The organism is Streptomyces sp. NPDC020845 (assembly GCF_044334165.1).
Taxonomy (GTDB): Bacteria; Actinomycetota; Actinomycetes; order Streptomycetales; family Streptomycetaceae; genus Streptomyces.
In genome coordinates this window covers 237,941-251,305 of the sequence record NZ_JBIRSJ010000016.1, presented here as the reverse complement: position 1 = coordinate 251,305, position 13,365 = coordinate 237,941, and the positions used below count along the sequence as shown (strand labels likewise).

The window sequence follows — 13,365 nt, the reverse complement described above, 5'->3', positions numbered from 1 at the left end:
TGGCTCCCGGCAGGCCCCCGGGGAGGAGGGGCGGGGCCTGCCGGGAAGGGGCGGTGCACCTGGCCCTGGTGGCGTCAGGAGGCGACGGAGAACCCGCTGAAGACGGCCTCGATGTTCTCGCCGGGGTAGCTGACGTTGGCCGCGCTGGCGACCATCCCGGCGTCACCGGTGCCCGCGGCCGACGGCACCTCGGCGGTGCCCACCTGCGACCAGGTCTCGCCGTCCTTACTGGCATACGCGGTGTAGGCGGTGCCGTCCCGGGTCAGCTTCAGATACGCCGGGTGGTAGGTGGAGCCACCGCCCGCCCAGGTGTCGAGCGCGCCGTCGCCATTGCTGTCGGTCATGAACTCCAGCCCGTACTGCTCGGTCATGACCAGTACCGCGTAACCGCCCTTGCCGGGCGCGGTCAGATCGTTGGCGAGGGCGATCCCCGCCTTGCCGAAGGGTGAGGCGCTGTGCTGGGAGACCAGCTGGGTCTGCACCGTGGCCTTCTCGCCGGCCGCGTCGTCGAGGTAGATGACGCCCTTCTCGTCCTTCCAGCCGGACAGGTCCTGACCGCCGGCCCAGATGGCGAACTGGTCCCCGCCCTGGGCGTATCGGGCGTCTTCGGTGGTGGCGGTCGTCAGATACGGGGCCGTCACGCTGCCGGGGACCGCCTTGATCTCCGCCCGCACGGTGTCGGAGACCTTCTGGGCCCGGTCGTACGTCACCGTCCCGGTGAGATCGTGACCGCCCCATTTCGCGTCGGCGGCCGGGGTCACCGTCCAGGTGGTGGTGAGCGTTCCGCCGGCCTTGAGGGACTTCGCGGTGGTGGGGCCGGCCGCCGTGGCGGTCCAGCCGCCGGGGAGGTCCAGTGCCGCTCGGACGTTCCTGATGGCCCCGGTGGACCAGTTGGTCGCCTCGGTGGTCACCTCGAAGGGGGTGCCGGAGCCGGTGGACGGGGCGTCCGGACTGATCAGGACGGAGGCGGCCGGGACGTCGTGGCGCTTCAGCGCCTTGATGGCCTTCGCGGCGCCCTTGGCCTTGAGGTCGACGAACGCCGGGGTGACGCCGAGCGGCGCCGCGTACCCCTTGAGGGTCTTGGGGCCGCGGATCACCGTGCCCTGGTTGACGTCGTACCAGGTGCCGGGCGGCAGATGGACGGTCCGGGTGGCGCCGGCGCTCAGCTTGGGCGCGGCGAGCACGGCCGGGCCGAGCATCCACTCGTCGGTGACGGTGTAGCTCTCCTTGTCCTTCGGGAAGTCGAAGAACAGAGGCCGCATGATCGGGTCGCCGGTCTTCAGGGTGGACTGGACCTGGTCCCAGATGTAGGGGGCGAGCTTCTTGTGTGTCTCGATCGCCTGCCGGTAGAGGTCGACCGTCTCCTGGTCGTAGTCCACCTTCTGCCCGGTGGTGGTGTCATTGGTGTCCACCGGTGATGTCGAGGAGTACATCAGCGGCATCAGCGAGGCGGACTGCGCCCATCGCACCAGGACGTCCTTGGACGGTGCGGGCTGACCGCCGGAGCCGCCGATCATGTCCGACTCGACGAACGGGTAACCGATGGTGGAGATCGCCAGGTTCTGGGTGGCGGAAGCGCGCAGGGAGTCCCAGCCGGTGCCCTTGTCGACCTGGCGGGTGACGAAGCCGGCCTTGTGGGCCGTCTCGTTCCAGTGCACCCGGATGCCCGCGCCCTGGAGGTCGAACTCGTCGGCGAGCTGTGTGCCGAGCTTCTGGTAGTCGGTGGCCTGGTGGCCTTCGCGCGGCGCGCACTTCTCGTCGAAGAAGCGGGTGTCGAACTTCAGCCCGTCGATGTCGTAGTCGCTCATGAGCTTCTTGACATTGCCCTCGTACCAGGCCCTGGCGTCGGGGTTCGCCAGGTCGATGATTCCGGCCTGGCCGTTCCACCAGGTCACTTCGCAGGGCTTGCTGGGGTCCTTGGCGTCCATGAGGAGATAGCCGTTGTCGACCGCGTGCTGGTAGTTGTTCGAGTCCAGGTTGATCCACAGGGTGACCCAGAGGCCGAAGTCGAACCCCATGTCGTGGATCTTCTTGGACATGCCCTTGGGATCGGGGAAGGTCTTGGGGTCCCAGGTCAGATTGCCGTAGTTCGACTCCCACTTGTCGTCGAGCTGGATGGTGTGCCCGTCAAGACCGTTGTCGTGGAGGTCGGTGGCATAGTCGAGCAGTTTCTCCTGGTCGACCTTTGTGTAGAACTGTGCCCAGGAATTCCACAGCGGCTTGGCGTACTGCTCGTATGTGGCATCGCTCTTGTCCGGCTTGCCGACGATGCCGATGTAGTCGCGGTAGACCTCCAGCGGGGTCGACTCGACGAATACGGTGGCCTTGTAGGTGTCGGGCGACTCGACGGTGAAGCGGCCGAGGCCGTCCTTGCCCTTGTTGAGTGTCACGTCCATGACATCCCCGGTGTCGACCCGGAGACCGGTCGCGGTGGAGGTGTACCAGAACGGGTCGATCATGTTGTACGAGGCCGGGCCGAAGGTCGGGTGGTCGACCTCGCCCGTGTCGAGCGGCCAGGGCTGATTGACACCGGGGCCACCCTGCGGGGTCTCCGCCTCGCCGTGGCCGTACCAGTGGCCCGCCGATGACAGGTCGTAGGCGAGGCCGAGTTGGTCGGGACTGCCGCCCTCGACGTCCCAGTCCAGCTGGTAGCGGTCGGATGCGGGGGTCAGCCGCGCCTTGACGGTGGCGCCGTCGAGCGTGGTGTCCGCGGTGAGGGCGAGGACGCCGTCCTTCCACGCCCAGTCGGTGATCTCGGTCGCGTGCTGCCACTGGCCGCCGGAGCGGAATCGCAGGCCCCCCGTGTCGCCGCCCGCGGTGCTGAGCACGGCTTCTCCGGCGCGCTCGGTGGTGACGGCGAGCGCGCCGGTGGCGATGTCGACGGTGTAGCCGGGGGTCGTCTTGGTGGCCGGCACGGACATGGTGAGGGCATCCGCGCTGCGGGACACCTTCGGTTGGGCGGTGGTGTCCGCCCGGGCCGGTGTGGCGAGGGGTTCGGTCACCGACGGTATGAGCGTCAGGGCCAGCGCGGCGGCCAGGAGTGTGCCGAATCTGCCGGTTCTGCGCGGTCTGCGCGGGTGGGTGCGCACTGACGTCCTCCTGCGGGGCGGGGCATGGCGTCGTTGAGCAGCACTGCAAGATCATGCTTATTTGTGTTCATGTTGTGGCCATAAGCGTCAGCTGTCAACGCTGGGCTCCATGATTTTCTTGGCTCTACCCACCGGCCCCGTCGTCCCTGGTGACGGCGGATTCCCTGGGTCCGCGACGTGGTTTCTGAGGCCGCGGACCCGGGGAAAGGCGGCGGTAAATTCTGTGTGAACCACGCCCGATTCGGTCGGTTCCAGCTCCCTGTGTGCGGGTCAGGTGGGAGGGGGCCGGTTCAGGTAAGGATCACCGAGCGGGTCAGATGCGGGGGGTTGTCCGGGTCCAGGCCGCGCGCCGCACCCAGGGCGGCGGCGAGCCGCTGCACCACGACCAGATCGGCCACCGGGTCGCGCCCGAGGGCGACCAACTGGCCGCCGGTGCGGGCGATCTCCTTGGGCAGGCCGTCGGGAACGGCGGCCGGATCGCCGAACCACCAGGCCACCCGGCCCGGTCCGGTAATGCTGATCGGCCCGTGCCGGTACTCCATCACCGGGTAGGACTCCGTCCAGGCGCCCGCCGCCTCGCGCATCTTCAGGGCCGCCTCCTGGGCGATCCCGTACGCCCAGCCCCGGCCCAGGAAGGTGAACTGCTCGGCGCCGAGGAGCGCTTCGGGCAGCGGTTCGGCGAGCGCCGACGCAGCCTGCGCCCCCAGGTGGCCGACGTCCTCGCCGAGCAGGGCGCGCAGCAGCACCAGTTGCGTGGTGGCGAACCGGGTCTGCACCACCGAGGTCTCGTCGGCGAAGTCGAGTACGACGGCCGCCTCGGCGGCATCCATGACAGGGGTCGCCGGATCGGCGGTGACCGCGACGGTGGGCGTCCTGCCGCGCAGTCGGCCGAGCAACTCCAGCACCTCCGAGGTGGTTCCGGACCGGGTCAGCGCGACCACCCGGTCATAGGCCCGGCCGGCCGGCATCTCCGACGCGGGGAACGCGTCCGTCTCCCCGTGGCCGCCGGATTCGCGGAGCGTCGCGTAGGCCTGGGCCATGAACCATGAGGTCCCGCATCCCACGACGGCGACCCGCTCGCCGGGCCTTGGCATGGCCGAGTACGCCGGGTCGTCCGGCCGCCGCGCCAGTTCCGCGGCGCGGCTCCAGCACTCGGGCTGCGTGGCGATCTCGATTTCGGTCCGACTCATCAGGGACTCCCGTCTCAGGCGCCGATGGGGCCGCCGACGTAACCGAGTGGCAACCGGCGGCCCTTGACATCGTGCGCGAACCTTTGAGCATGATGGATGTCGATGCTCGATTCTGGCAACTTTCGAGCAGAACCAATCACTCGCTTGCAGTGAAGGTGGTACCCCGTGAAACGGCACCTCGTTGGTATCGCAGCAGCTGTAACCCTCGCCCTGAGTCTCACCGGATGCGGCAAGGGAGGCTCGTCCGACGGCAGCTCCGACGGAAAAACGATCAAGTTCATGGCAGCCAAGTACGACGACGACACCCAGCCCTATTGGGAGAACCTCATCGGCGACTTCGAGGCCGCGAACCCCGGTTACCGGGTCGAGCTGGAGGTCGTCGACTGGGAGCAGATGGACTCCAAGGTCAAGACGTATGTCCAGACCGGCCAGCAGCCCGACATCCTCAACTACAACAAGTTCTCCGACTTCGCCCGGGACGACCTGATCTTCAAGGCGAAGGATGTCGTATCACCGAAGGTGCTCGACGACTTTCTGCCGCTCTTCGCAGACCAGGCTCGGTACGAGGGCATCCAGTACGGCCTGCCGTTCATCTCCAGCGCACGGCTGTTGTTCTACAACAAGGACATCTTCGCCAAGGCCGGCGTCTCCGGGCCACCCTCCAGCTGGGCCGAGGTCGAGGACGCCGCCGAGAAGATCAAGAAGGCCGGGGACATCCCGCTGGGCCTGCCGCTCGGCGCGGAGGAGGCCCAGGCCGAGTTCTCCATCTGGGCCATGAACAACGGCGGCGGCTGGACCGACACATCGGGCAAGTGGGCGGTCGACCAGCGGGCCAATGTGGAGACGCTTGAATTCCTGCGGAAGCTCACCAAGGCCGGGCTGACGCAGCCCAACCCCGAGGCCACCAACCGCAAGGACGTCTTCAACCAGTTCGCCCAGGGGAAGATCGGCATGCTCAACGGCGCCGTCTTCATGCGCAAGGGCTTCATCGACCCGGTCGACAAGGACCTCGACTACGGCGTCGCGCCGCTGCCCAGCAAGGACGGTACGACGCACCACACGCTCGGCGTGCAGGACTACCTGGTGGCCTTCAAGAAGCACGAGGGCAAGAACCGCGAAGCGGTCCACAAGTTCCTCGACTTCTTCTACCAGAAGAAGAACGCCTCGAAGTTCCTGTCCACGGAAGGGTTCCTGTCGGTCACCAAGTCGGCCGGTGACGCGCTGAGCTCGGACGCCGCCTACTACAAGCCGTTCGTCGACGCGCTGTCGGGCGCGCGGTTCGCACCCACCGACAACCCGAACTGGGCGGCCGTGGAGGGCGCCGTGAAGCAGCGCATCGGCACCGCCGTGTCGAGCGCCGGCCCAGAAAAGGTCCTGAGTGAGATCCAGAAGACCGCCGAGAAGGATGGCTGACGGGGTGGCCGTACACGATGTCACCGCACACGCTCCCCGCGCCTCGCGGGACCGGGGCCCGGTGGCACCACCGGAGCGCCGGTCCCGCCGCACTCGCGGCATCCCGCGCATCCGGAGGCTGGAACCGCTGCTGTGGCTAGGCCCCGCCCTCGCGCTGATCCTGGCCGTGGTCATCTGGCCCGTCGTCGAGATGATCCGCACCTCCCTGATGGACATCAGCTCCACCGGCCTGACCCGTGGCTTCGCGGGCGGCGCCAACTATGCCGATCTGTTCGCCGAGCAGGACCTGCCCGGCGTGGTGGTGCGCACCCTGGTCTGGGTGGTCGGCGTGGTCGCCGTCACGGTCACGGTCGCCCTGGGCCTGGCACAGTTGCTGAACGCCCGCTTTCCGGGGCGTCGGCTGGTCCGCTGGGCGCTGATCGTGCCCTGGGCGGCGTCGGTGTTGATGACGGCGCTGACCTGGCGCTGGATGCTCAACAACTTCTACGGCGTCGTCAATCGCGTGCTGATGGACCTCGGAATCCTCGACAAGCCGGTGAACTGGCTGGCCGACCCTGCCCAGGCGTTCGCCTGGATGATGGCCGTGGCGGTCTTCGTCTCCCTTCCGTTCACCGCGTTCGTCATCCTCTCGGGGCTCGGGACCATTCCGGCAGAGGTGTACGAGGCCGCCCGACTGGACGGCGCGGGACCGGTCCGCACCTATCTCGGCATCACGCTGCCGCTGCTGCGTCCCTCCCTGCTGGTCGCCGTGATCATCAATGTCATCAATGTGTTCAATTCGTTCCCGGTCATCTGGGCGATGACCCGCGGCGGCCCGGGCTTCGCCACCGACACGACCACCACCTATATGTACAAGCTCGCGTTCGACAACCAGTCCGTCGGCGAGTCGGCCGCCATGGCTGTAGTGAACTTCGCGCTGATCCTCCTGGTGGTGCTGGTGTATCTGCGCGTCGTCCGCCGACGAGAGGAGATCAGCTGATGTCCGGGGTCCCGGCCGAATCCGCGGCCGCCCGGCCAAGGCGCCCGCTCAGACTGCGCACCGCGCTGCTCACCGCGGTCGGCTGGCTGGTCGCCCTGATGTTCCTCGCGCCGTACCTCCAGATGCTGCTGACCGCGCTGAAGCCGACGCCGGAGCTCATGAAGTCGCCGCCCTCCTATCTGCCGTCGCGGTGGGAATGGTCGAACTTCGCCGACGTCTGGTCACTGAAGGACCCGCCGGTCGCCGACGCCCTGTGGTTCTCGCTGTACGTCGCCGGGATGTCCACGCTCCTCGCCCTGGCCGTGGGGCTGCCTGCCGCGTACTACACGGCCCGCCACCGGTTCCGCGGGCGCGGCGCCTTCCTGCTGCTGGTGCTGGTCACCCAGATGTTCGCGCCGACCGCGCTACTGGTGGGCATCTACCGGGAGATGGTCAGCCTCGATCTGACCGACACCCCGGAGGGGCTGATTCTGGTCAACGCGGCGTTCAACCTGCCGTTCTGTATCTGGATCCTCAACGCGTACTTCGCGAGTATCCCCAAGGAACTGGAGGAGGCCGCGTACATGGACGGGGCCGGGCGGCTGGGCGCGCTGGTCCGGGTCACTCTGCCGCTGGCGCTGCCCGGAGTGGTGACCGCGCTCGTCTACACGTTCATCGGCGCCTGGAACGAGTACGTCGTCGCCCTCACCATCACCTCGTCCGGCGATCGGACGACGCTGACCAAGGCCATCCCCGGATTCGTCACCGCGTACCAGGAGCAGTGGCAGTACCTCTTCGCCACCTCGCTGATCGCGATCGTGCCGGTCGTCGTTCTGTTCATCTTCGTGGAGCGCTATCTGATCAGCGGTCTGACGGCAGGCGGCGTCAAGTGAGTCATAGCGCGGTGAGTCGTGATGTGAACCGACGCTCAAGCCCGGACGATCTCCACGCCGGCAGCGGCGAACGGTTCGGTCAGCTCGGGGCCCGCCGTCCTGTCGGTCACCAGCACATGGACGTGCTCCACCGGGCAGATGCGGGCGAAGGCCCGTCGGCCCAGCTTGGAGGAGTCCGCGACGACGACCACCTGCTCGGCGCGCAGGGCCAGCGCCCGGTTGATACCGGCCTCACCCTCGTCCTGGGCCGTCGCGCCGTGCCTGACGTCGATCGCGTCGACGCCGATGAAGACATGGTCGAGGGTGATCTGCGCGAGCACCTCGGTAGCGAGCGGGCCGGTGAGCTCGTACGAGGCGGGGCGGGCCACGCCCCCGGTGACGACGAGCTTCACATGGCGGCGTACCACGAGTTCGTTGGCGATGTTCAGCGCGTTGGTGACCACTGTCAGCGAGGGCCCGGCGCCCTCCGTGCCCAGCTCCGGCCGGGTGGCCAGCGCACGGGCGACCGCGGTGGTCGTGGTGCCGCCGTTCAGGCCCACCACGGCGCCCGCCTTTACCAGGCCCGCCGCCGCGTCGGCGATCCGCTCCTTCTCCGGAGCGTTGCGCGCGGCTTTGTAGCGGAGTGGCAGGTCGTAGGCGATCGCATTGATCACGGCGCCGCCATGGGTGCGGGTGACCATCTGCTGGCGCGCCAGCTCGTCCAGATCACGCCTGATCGTGGCGGCGGAGACCCGCAGTACGTCGGCGGCGGCCTCGACCTCGATCCGTCCGTCACGCGTCAGCATCTCCAGCAGCGCGCTCCAACGGGCCTGCGGTGCCGCCATATGCCATCCCCCTGTTCCGTGGTGTGCGGGCCCATGAAATCACAGGCCAAAGCCGAGTCTCTGAAAGATGATGCCTGTTTCAGCATTTTATCGCGCCAAAACAAGCGTTTTCATCCACGATCACCTCACCGCGAGGAAAGGCCACCACCCCATGCCCCTGATCCCCACCGCCGAACTCGTCCGCTCGGCCCGCGCTGACGGCCGCGGCGTCGGCGCGTTCAACGTGATCACACTGGAGCACGCCGAGGCGATCGTCGCGGGCGCCGAGGCTGCCGGAACGCCGGTCATCTGCCAGATCAGCGAGAACGCGGTCCGCTTTCACGGTGGCTCCCTCGGCCCCCTCGCCTCTGCCACGGCTGCCGTGGCGGAGGCTGCCCGGGTCCCGGTCGGCCTGCATTTGGATCATGTCACCGACGAGGCGCTGCTGCGCCGCGCCGGTGACTTCGGTTTCGGTTCGGCGATGTACGACGCCTCGGCGCTGCCACACGAGGAGAGCGTCGCCGCCACCCGGGCCGCGGCCGACTGGGCCCACGCCCAGGGCCTGTGGCTGGAGGCCGAGCTCGGCGAGATCGGCGGCAAGGACGGCGTACACGCTCCCGGAGTCCGTACCGATCCCGACGCCGCGCGCGCGTTCGTGGCCGCCACCGGCGTCGACGCGCTCGCCGTGGCGGTCGGCAGTTCGCACGCGATGACGACCAGAACAGCGACACTCGACCACGACCTCATCGCCCGAATCGCGCATACCGTCCCGGCTCCCCTCGTACTGCACGGTTCGACCGGCGTACCCGACGACGAACTCCGCCGTGCGGTCGCTGGAGGCATGACGAAGATCAACATAGGTACAGCGCTGAACATCGCCTTCACGGGAGCGATACGCGACTTCTTCACCGAGGACACGCACACCGTCGATCCGCGGGGCTATCTGGCGACCGGCCGCATACGCATGGCCGAGGCGGTGGAACACCTGTTGCGGGTCCTCGGCTGATGACGGCCCGGGGTCCGCGATACCGCTGGGGTCTATCCGTAGCGCCGTAGCGTGTGGGCTTCCTCGATGCGGCCCATCCTCCCCCGCTGATCCGTTCGGACGGCTGCTGTGCCTTCGCGGCGCTGCCCTGCTCTCCCCTTGACCGTGGCTACGGCAGAAGCAGCTTCCCCCGCAAGACGGGCGTGTACGTATGGTGTGTGTCCCCCCTCGGACACGTACCAGTTCCCCACGGTTGTTCGTCGACCGTGGCACGGTTGTGCTGAAGCTACGTTGATTGCGGTGCCTTGCGGGGGTTCATCGGCAGGCAGCACTGTGAGCGCATCACCCTGGGTGACGGGAAGGCACACCGATCGGCTTCCGAGGCGGCATGGCCACCGCGTGCGAGTCGCGACAGTTCGCGATGGTCGCGGTCGCTGTCCCGTCCGCTCCCCGGCCTTCGGCCGACGCGGAGACTCCCCGCTTGGGCCACGGGCACGCCGGCCGAATCCTCGACATCCTCAACAACCGCGAGAACACCTGAACATCTCGTAGGGTCCGGGCCACAGGGCGCCCGATCGTGGACAGGCGGCCGCACGGCCCGTGGCGGAGTCGAAGGCCGGGCGAGGTGACACCCGACGTCCGGCGCCGCGGGGAGAGCGCGTGGTAGCGTCTGTATACGCTATGTATGCGAGCTTCTGGGGGTTGCGGTGGCGTCCGGTCGGGAGACGGCGTACGCGTATCTGAAGGACACGGTTCTGACCGATCCCAACATGCAGGGGGCGTTCCTGTCCGAGCAGGAGATCGCCGACCGGATCGGGGTCTCACGCACCCCCATCCGGGAAGCGCTGCTCCTGCTCGCCGCCGAGGACCTGGTCGAACTCGTGCCCAAGCGGGGCGCCCGGGTGTCGCCGCTGACGGGGCGGGACATCAGGGAGCTGATGGAGCTGCGGGGCGTCGTGGAGCGATATGCCGCGCAGCAGCTCGTCACCACCGGACGGGTGCCGGTGCAGGAGCTGCGGTCGCTGCTGGAGCGGCAGGATGAACTCACCGGCCCCGGCCAGGCCCGGGAGTTCATCGCGGTGGACCACCAGTTCCACGCGGCGCTGGTGTCGGCCGTGGGGAACACGTTGCTCGACCGGCACTACGACGGCTTGCGCAGCCGCCAGGTCCGGGCCGGGGTAGTGGCCGTGTTCAACCAGCAAGGGCGGCAGGAGGCGGTGCTGAAGGAGCACCGGGCCATCGTGGACGCCCTTGCCGCCGGTGACGCCGGGCAGGCGTGCGCCGCGATCGACCATCACCTGCAGTCGACGCTCAAGGTGCTGCTCGAGGGCTACTGACCGGTGGTCCGGGATGCCGGTGGTCCGTCAGGATAGGTGATCACGAGCATCGTGACGCCGTTCTCGGAGGTCCACGGGCCGTGCGGCATACCGGGCGGGCGGCAGGCGTACATGCCCGCGGTGAAGGTCTCGCCGAGCGTCAGGTCGTGCAGCGCCCCGTCGACGAGGTAGACCTCCTCCCAGAAGTCGTGGCGTGTCACGCCCTGCGCCGAGGTGTCGGTGCCGGGCGCCCAGTGGACCAGAACGGTCCGGCCGCCGCCGTCGGGGTCGTCGGCCAGCACGCGTTCCCGTACGCCCGGACCGGCCTCCGCGGTAGTGGTCCACGGCCCGGCGGGCAGGTGGAACTCCAGCTCCGGCTTGCTCACTGCCATACCTCCGGCCGCCGGTTGGCCAGCACCGATGTGTTCTTCCGTACGGCCGTGACCTCGTCGATGTCGAGGTCGGCGACCAGCAGATCCGGTTCGGCGTCCAGGGCGTGTCGGACGGTTCCGTCGGGGCCGACGATCCGGCTGTGCCCGATGCCGGTGGGTGCGCTTCCCGGGGCGGTGCCGGGGTCGGCCTGGTCGACGGCCGCCAGCCAGAGGGTGGCGTCCAGGGCCCGTGCCCGCACCAGCAGCTCCCACTGGTCGAGCTTGCCGGGCCCGGCGCCCCAGGATGCCGCCAGCAGTGTCGCGGCCGCCCCGGCGTCGGCGTGTGCCCGGAACAGCTCGGGGAAGCGGAGGTCGTAGCAGGTGGCCAGGCCCAGCCGTACGCCGTCCACATCCATGACGGTGGTCCGCGAGCCCGCGGCGACGGTGTCGGACTCACGGTAGCCGAAGGCGTCGTAGAGGTGGATCTTGTCGTACGACGTCTCGACGCCGGGGCCGGTGGCCAGCAGGGTGTTGGTCACCTTGCCGCCGTCTGCCGGGGTGAACATACCGGCCACGATGACGGTGCCGGTGGCCCTGGCGATCTCCCGTACTCCGTCGGCCCACGGTCCGTGCAGGGGTTCGGCGAGCGGTGCCAGTGGGGTGCCGAAGCAGGCCATCGAGGCCTCGGGGAAGACGACGACACGGGCTCCGGCGTCCGCGGCGCGCTGTGCCCATTCCTCGATGAGCCGCAGGTTCTTCCCTGGGTCCGGGCCGGTGGTGAGCTGGCTCAGGGCGATCCGCATACTTCCTCCTCAGTGGGTCGGACGACAGTGGGTCGGACGGCAGGCGGTCATACGGCAGTGGGTCGGGCGGCGTCGGCCGTGGCCTGCTCGGCCGGTGTGGCGAGCCGGGCGTCCTCGTCGACGGCGGCTTCGGGATCGCGGCCCAGGAACACCCCCGCGAGGGAGACGGCCGCGGCGACGGCGATGTAGAGGGCCAGCGGCAGCCAGCTGCCGTAGGCGCTCAGCAGGGTGGTGAACAGCAGCGGGGCGACGGCGCCGCCGATGATGCCGGCCAGGGTGTACGCCAGCGAGGAGCCGGTGTAGCGCAGCCGGGGCGAGAACTGCTCGGCGATGAAGGCGGCCTGCGGCCCGTACAGGAAGCAGTGGATCACGAGGCCCACCACGACGCCGAGCGCCAGCGGGATCCAGCTGCCGCCGCCGATCATCGGGAAGAACAGGAACGGCCACACGCCGGCGGCCACCGCGGCACAGCCGTACAGCACGCGACGGTTGATCCGGTCGGAGACGGCACCGGCCAGTGGCATCAGGAAGACCTGCAACGAGGAGCCGATGAGGACGGCCGCGAGGGCGGAACCACGCGACATGCCCAGTTCCCCGGTGGCGTACGTCAGGACGAAGACGGTGAACATGGCGTACAGCACGTCGGGGCCGACGCGGCAGAGGATCGCGGCGAGCAGGGCGCGGGGCTGGGTGGTGAGGACCTCGCGGATCGGCGCCTCGGGCCGGGACTGCTCGGCCTCCATCGCCTTGAAGACGGGGGTCTCCTCCAGCTTCGCCCGTATCCACAGGCCGAAGGCGACGAGGGCGCCGGAGAGCAGGAAGGCCACCCGCCAGCCCCACGCCTCGAACTGCGCCTCGGTCAGCAGCGCGCCGAGGGCGGCCAGGACGCCGTTGGCCAGGAGATTGCCCGCCGGCGGTCCCACCTGCGCGGCGGAGGCGTAGAAGCCGCGGCGGCGCGGGTCTCCGAACTCGCTGGACAGCAGCACCGCACCGCCCCACTCGCCGCCGACGCCCACGCCCTGCGCGAACCGCAGCACGACCAGGGCGATCGGGGCGGCGACCCCGATCGTGGAGTACGTGGGCAGGACGCCGATCAGGAAGGTGGCCACGCCGATCAGGACCAGTGTGGCGATCAGCACCTTCTTGCGGCCGATCACATCGCCGAGGCGGCCGAAGACGACCCCGCCCAGCGGGCGCGAGAGGTAGCCGACCGCGTACGTGGAGAAGGCCAGCAGCGTGCCGGTGAGCGGGTCCTCCGAAGGGAAGAAGAGATCGCCGAAGACCAGGGCCGCCGCGGCGGAGTAGACGGCGAAGTCGTACCACTCCAGGGCTGTGCCGGTCAGGCTCGCGACGAAGGCCCGGCGGACGCCGGAGCGCCTCTCGGACGCTCTCGGACCGTCCTTGGTGGTGTGGTGCATGGTGCCCATCCTTGCTCGGAGACATCGACCTTCCGGCATACTTCTTGTATACAGGTCGTATGCGCAAGCCCTGCGCAAGAAGTTAACCGCGGAGAAATCCACCACCGCGGACCGTCACCCGAACTC

General features: G+C 68.9%; 11 protein-coding genes. 5 read left to right on the top strand and 6 right to left on the bottom strand.

What is annotated here, in order from left to right; all coding sequences use genetic code 11:
- Window positions 1-74: 74 nt before the first annotated feature.
- On the bottom strand, window positions 75-3,089 hold the full coding sequence (locus ACH4U7_RS38335; RefSeq protein WP_398532381.1) for a TIM-barrel domain-containing protein: 3,015 nt from the start codon (window positions 3,087-3,089) through the stop codon (window positions 75-77).
- Between the two features lie 290 nt (window positions 3,090-3,379).
- Window positions 3,380-4,279, bottom strand: coding sequence for an SIS domain-containing protein (locus ACH4U7_RS38330; protein WP_398532380.1), 900 nt, complete (start codon window positions 4,277-4,279; stop codon window positions 3,380-3,382).
- A gap of 279 nt (window positions 4,280-4,558) precedes the next feature.
- On the opposite strand from ACH4U7_RS38330, the gene ACH4U7_RS38325 reads away from it, so the two are divergent.
- The 3 genes from ACH4U7_RS38325 to ACH4U7_RS38315 are packed head-to-tail and all read left to right on the top strand — an operon-like array spanning window position 4,559 to window position 7,543.
- Window positions 4,559-5,692 (top strand): extracellular solute-binding protein, encoded by a 1,134-nt coding sequence (locus ACH4U7_RS38325; protein ID WP_398532379.1) that lies wholly within the window; start codon window positions 4,559-4,561, stop codon window positions 5,690-5,692.
- Between the two features lie 4 nt (window positions 5,693-5,696).
- On the top strand, window positions 5,697-6,671 hold the full coding sequence (locus ACH4U7_RS38320; RefSeq protein WP_398532378.1) for a carbohydrate ABC transporter permease: 975 nt from the start codon (window positions 5,697-5,699) through the stop codon (window positions 6,669-6,671).
- Window positions 6,671-7,543, top strand: coding sequence for a carbohydrate ABC transporter permease (locus ACH4U7_RS38315; RefSeq protein ID WP_398532377.1), 873 nt, complete (start codon window positions 6,671-6,673; stop codon window positions 7,541-7,543). The genes ACH4U7_RS38320 and ACH4U7_RS38315 overlap by 1 nt, the downstream gene beginning before the upstream one ends.
- Window positions 7,544-7,578: 35 nt before the next feature.
- Here the strand turns inward: ACH4U7_RS38315 and ACH4U7_RS38310 are convergent, their stop codons facing one another.
- Window positions 7,579-8,367, bottom strand: coding sequence for a DeoR/GlpR family DNA-binding transcription regulator (locus ACH4U7_RS38310; RefSeq protein WP_398532376.1), 789 nt, complete (start codon window positions 8,365-8,367; stop codon window positions 7,579-7,581).
- Between the two features lie 151 nt (window positions 8,368-8,518).
- On the opposite strand from ACH4U7_RS38310, the gene ACH4U7_RS38305 reads away from it, so the two are divergent.
- Both ACH4U7_RS38305 and ACH4U7_RS38300 read left to right on the top strand, forming a co-directional pair.
- Complete coding sequence (locus ACH4U7_RS38305) at window positions 8,519-9,352, top strand: ketose-bisphosphate aldolase (RefSeq protein WP_398532375.1); 834 nt, start codon at window positions 8,519-8,521, stop codon at window positions 9,350-9,352.
- Window positions 9,353-10,038: 686 nt separating this feature from the next.
- Window positions 10,039-10,668, top strand: coding sequence for a GntR family transcriptional regulator (locus ACH4U7_RS38300; RefSeq protein ID WP_398532374.1), 630 nt, complete (start codon window positions 10,039-10,041; stop codon window positions 10,666-10,668).
- Here the strand turns inward: ACH4U7_RS38300 and ACH4U7_RS38295 are convergent.
- The 3 genes from ACH4U7_RS38295 to ACH4U7_RS38285 are packed head-to-tail and all read right to left on the bottom strand — an operon-like array spanning window position 10,662 to window position 13,239.
- Window positions 10,662-11,033: a cupin domain-containing protein gene (locus tag ACH4U7_RS38295; RefSeq protein ID WP_398532373.1), complete on the bottom strand. Its 372-nt coding sequence runs from the start codon at window positions 11,031-11,033 to the stop codon at window positions 10,662-10,664. The two genes, ACH4U7_RS38300 and ACH4U7_RS38295, sit on opposite strands and share 7 nt — an antisense overlap.
- Window positions 11,030-11,821 (bottom strand): carbon-nitrogen hydrolase family protein, encoded by a 792-nt coding sequence (locus ACH4U7_RS38290; RefSeq protein ID WP_398532372.1) that lies wholly within the window; start codon window positions 11,819-11,821, stop codon window positions 11,030-11,032. Before ACH4U7_RS38290 ends, ACH4U7_RS38295 begins: the two co-directional genes overlap by 4 nt.
- Window positions 11,822-11,868: 47 nt before the next feature.
- Window positions 11,869-13,239: an MFS transporter gene (locus ACH4U7_RS38285; RefSeq protein ID WP_398532371.1), complete on the bottom strand. Its 1,371-nt coding sequence runs from the start codon at window positions 13,237-13,239 to the stop codon at window positions 11,869-11,871.
- Window positions 13,240-13,365: the final 126 nt, after the last annotated feature.

Bases quoted from the DNA above. Each gene is read 5' to 3' on its own strand.
- ACH4U7_RS38330 (WP_398532380.1), bottom strand. From the start codon at position 4,279: ATGAGTCGGACCGAAATCGAGATCGCCACGCAGCCCGAGTGCTGGAGC.
- ACH4U7_RS38325 (WP_398532379.1), top strand. From the start codon at position 4,559: ATGGCAGCCAAGTACGACGACGACACCCAGCCCTATTGGGAGAACCTC.
- ACH4U7_RS38315 (WP_398532377.1), top strand. From the start codon at position 6,671: ATGTCCGGGGTCCCGGCCGAATCCGCGGCCGCCCGGCCAAGGCGCCCG.
- ACH4U7_RS38310 (WP_398532376.1), bottom strand. From the start codon at position 8,367: ATGGCGGCACCGCAGGCCCGTTGGAGCGCGCTGCTGGAGATGCTGACG.
- ACH4U7_RS38305 (WP_398532375.1), top strand. From the start codon at position 8,519: ATGCCCCTGATCCCCACCGCCGAACTCGTCCGCTCGGCCCGCGCTGAC.
- ACH4U7_RS38290 (WP_398532372.1), bottom strand. From the start codon at position 11,821: ATGCGGATCGCCCTGAGCCAGCTCACCACCGGCCCGGACCCAGGGAAG.
- ACH4U7_RS38285 (WP_398532371.1), bottom strand. From the start codon at position 13,239: ATGCACCACACCACCAAGGACGGTCCGAGAGCGTCCGAGAGGCGCTCC.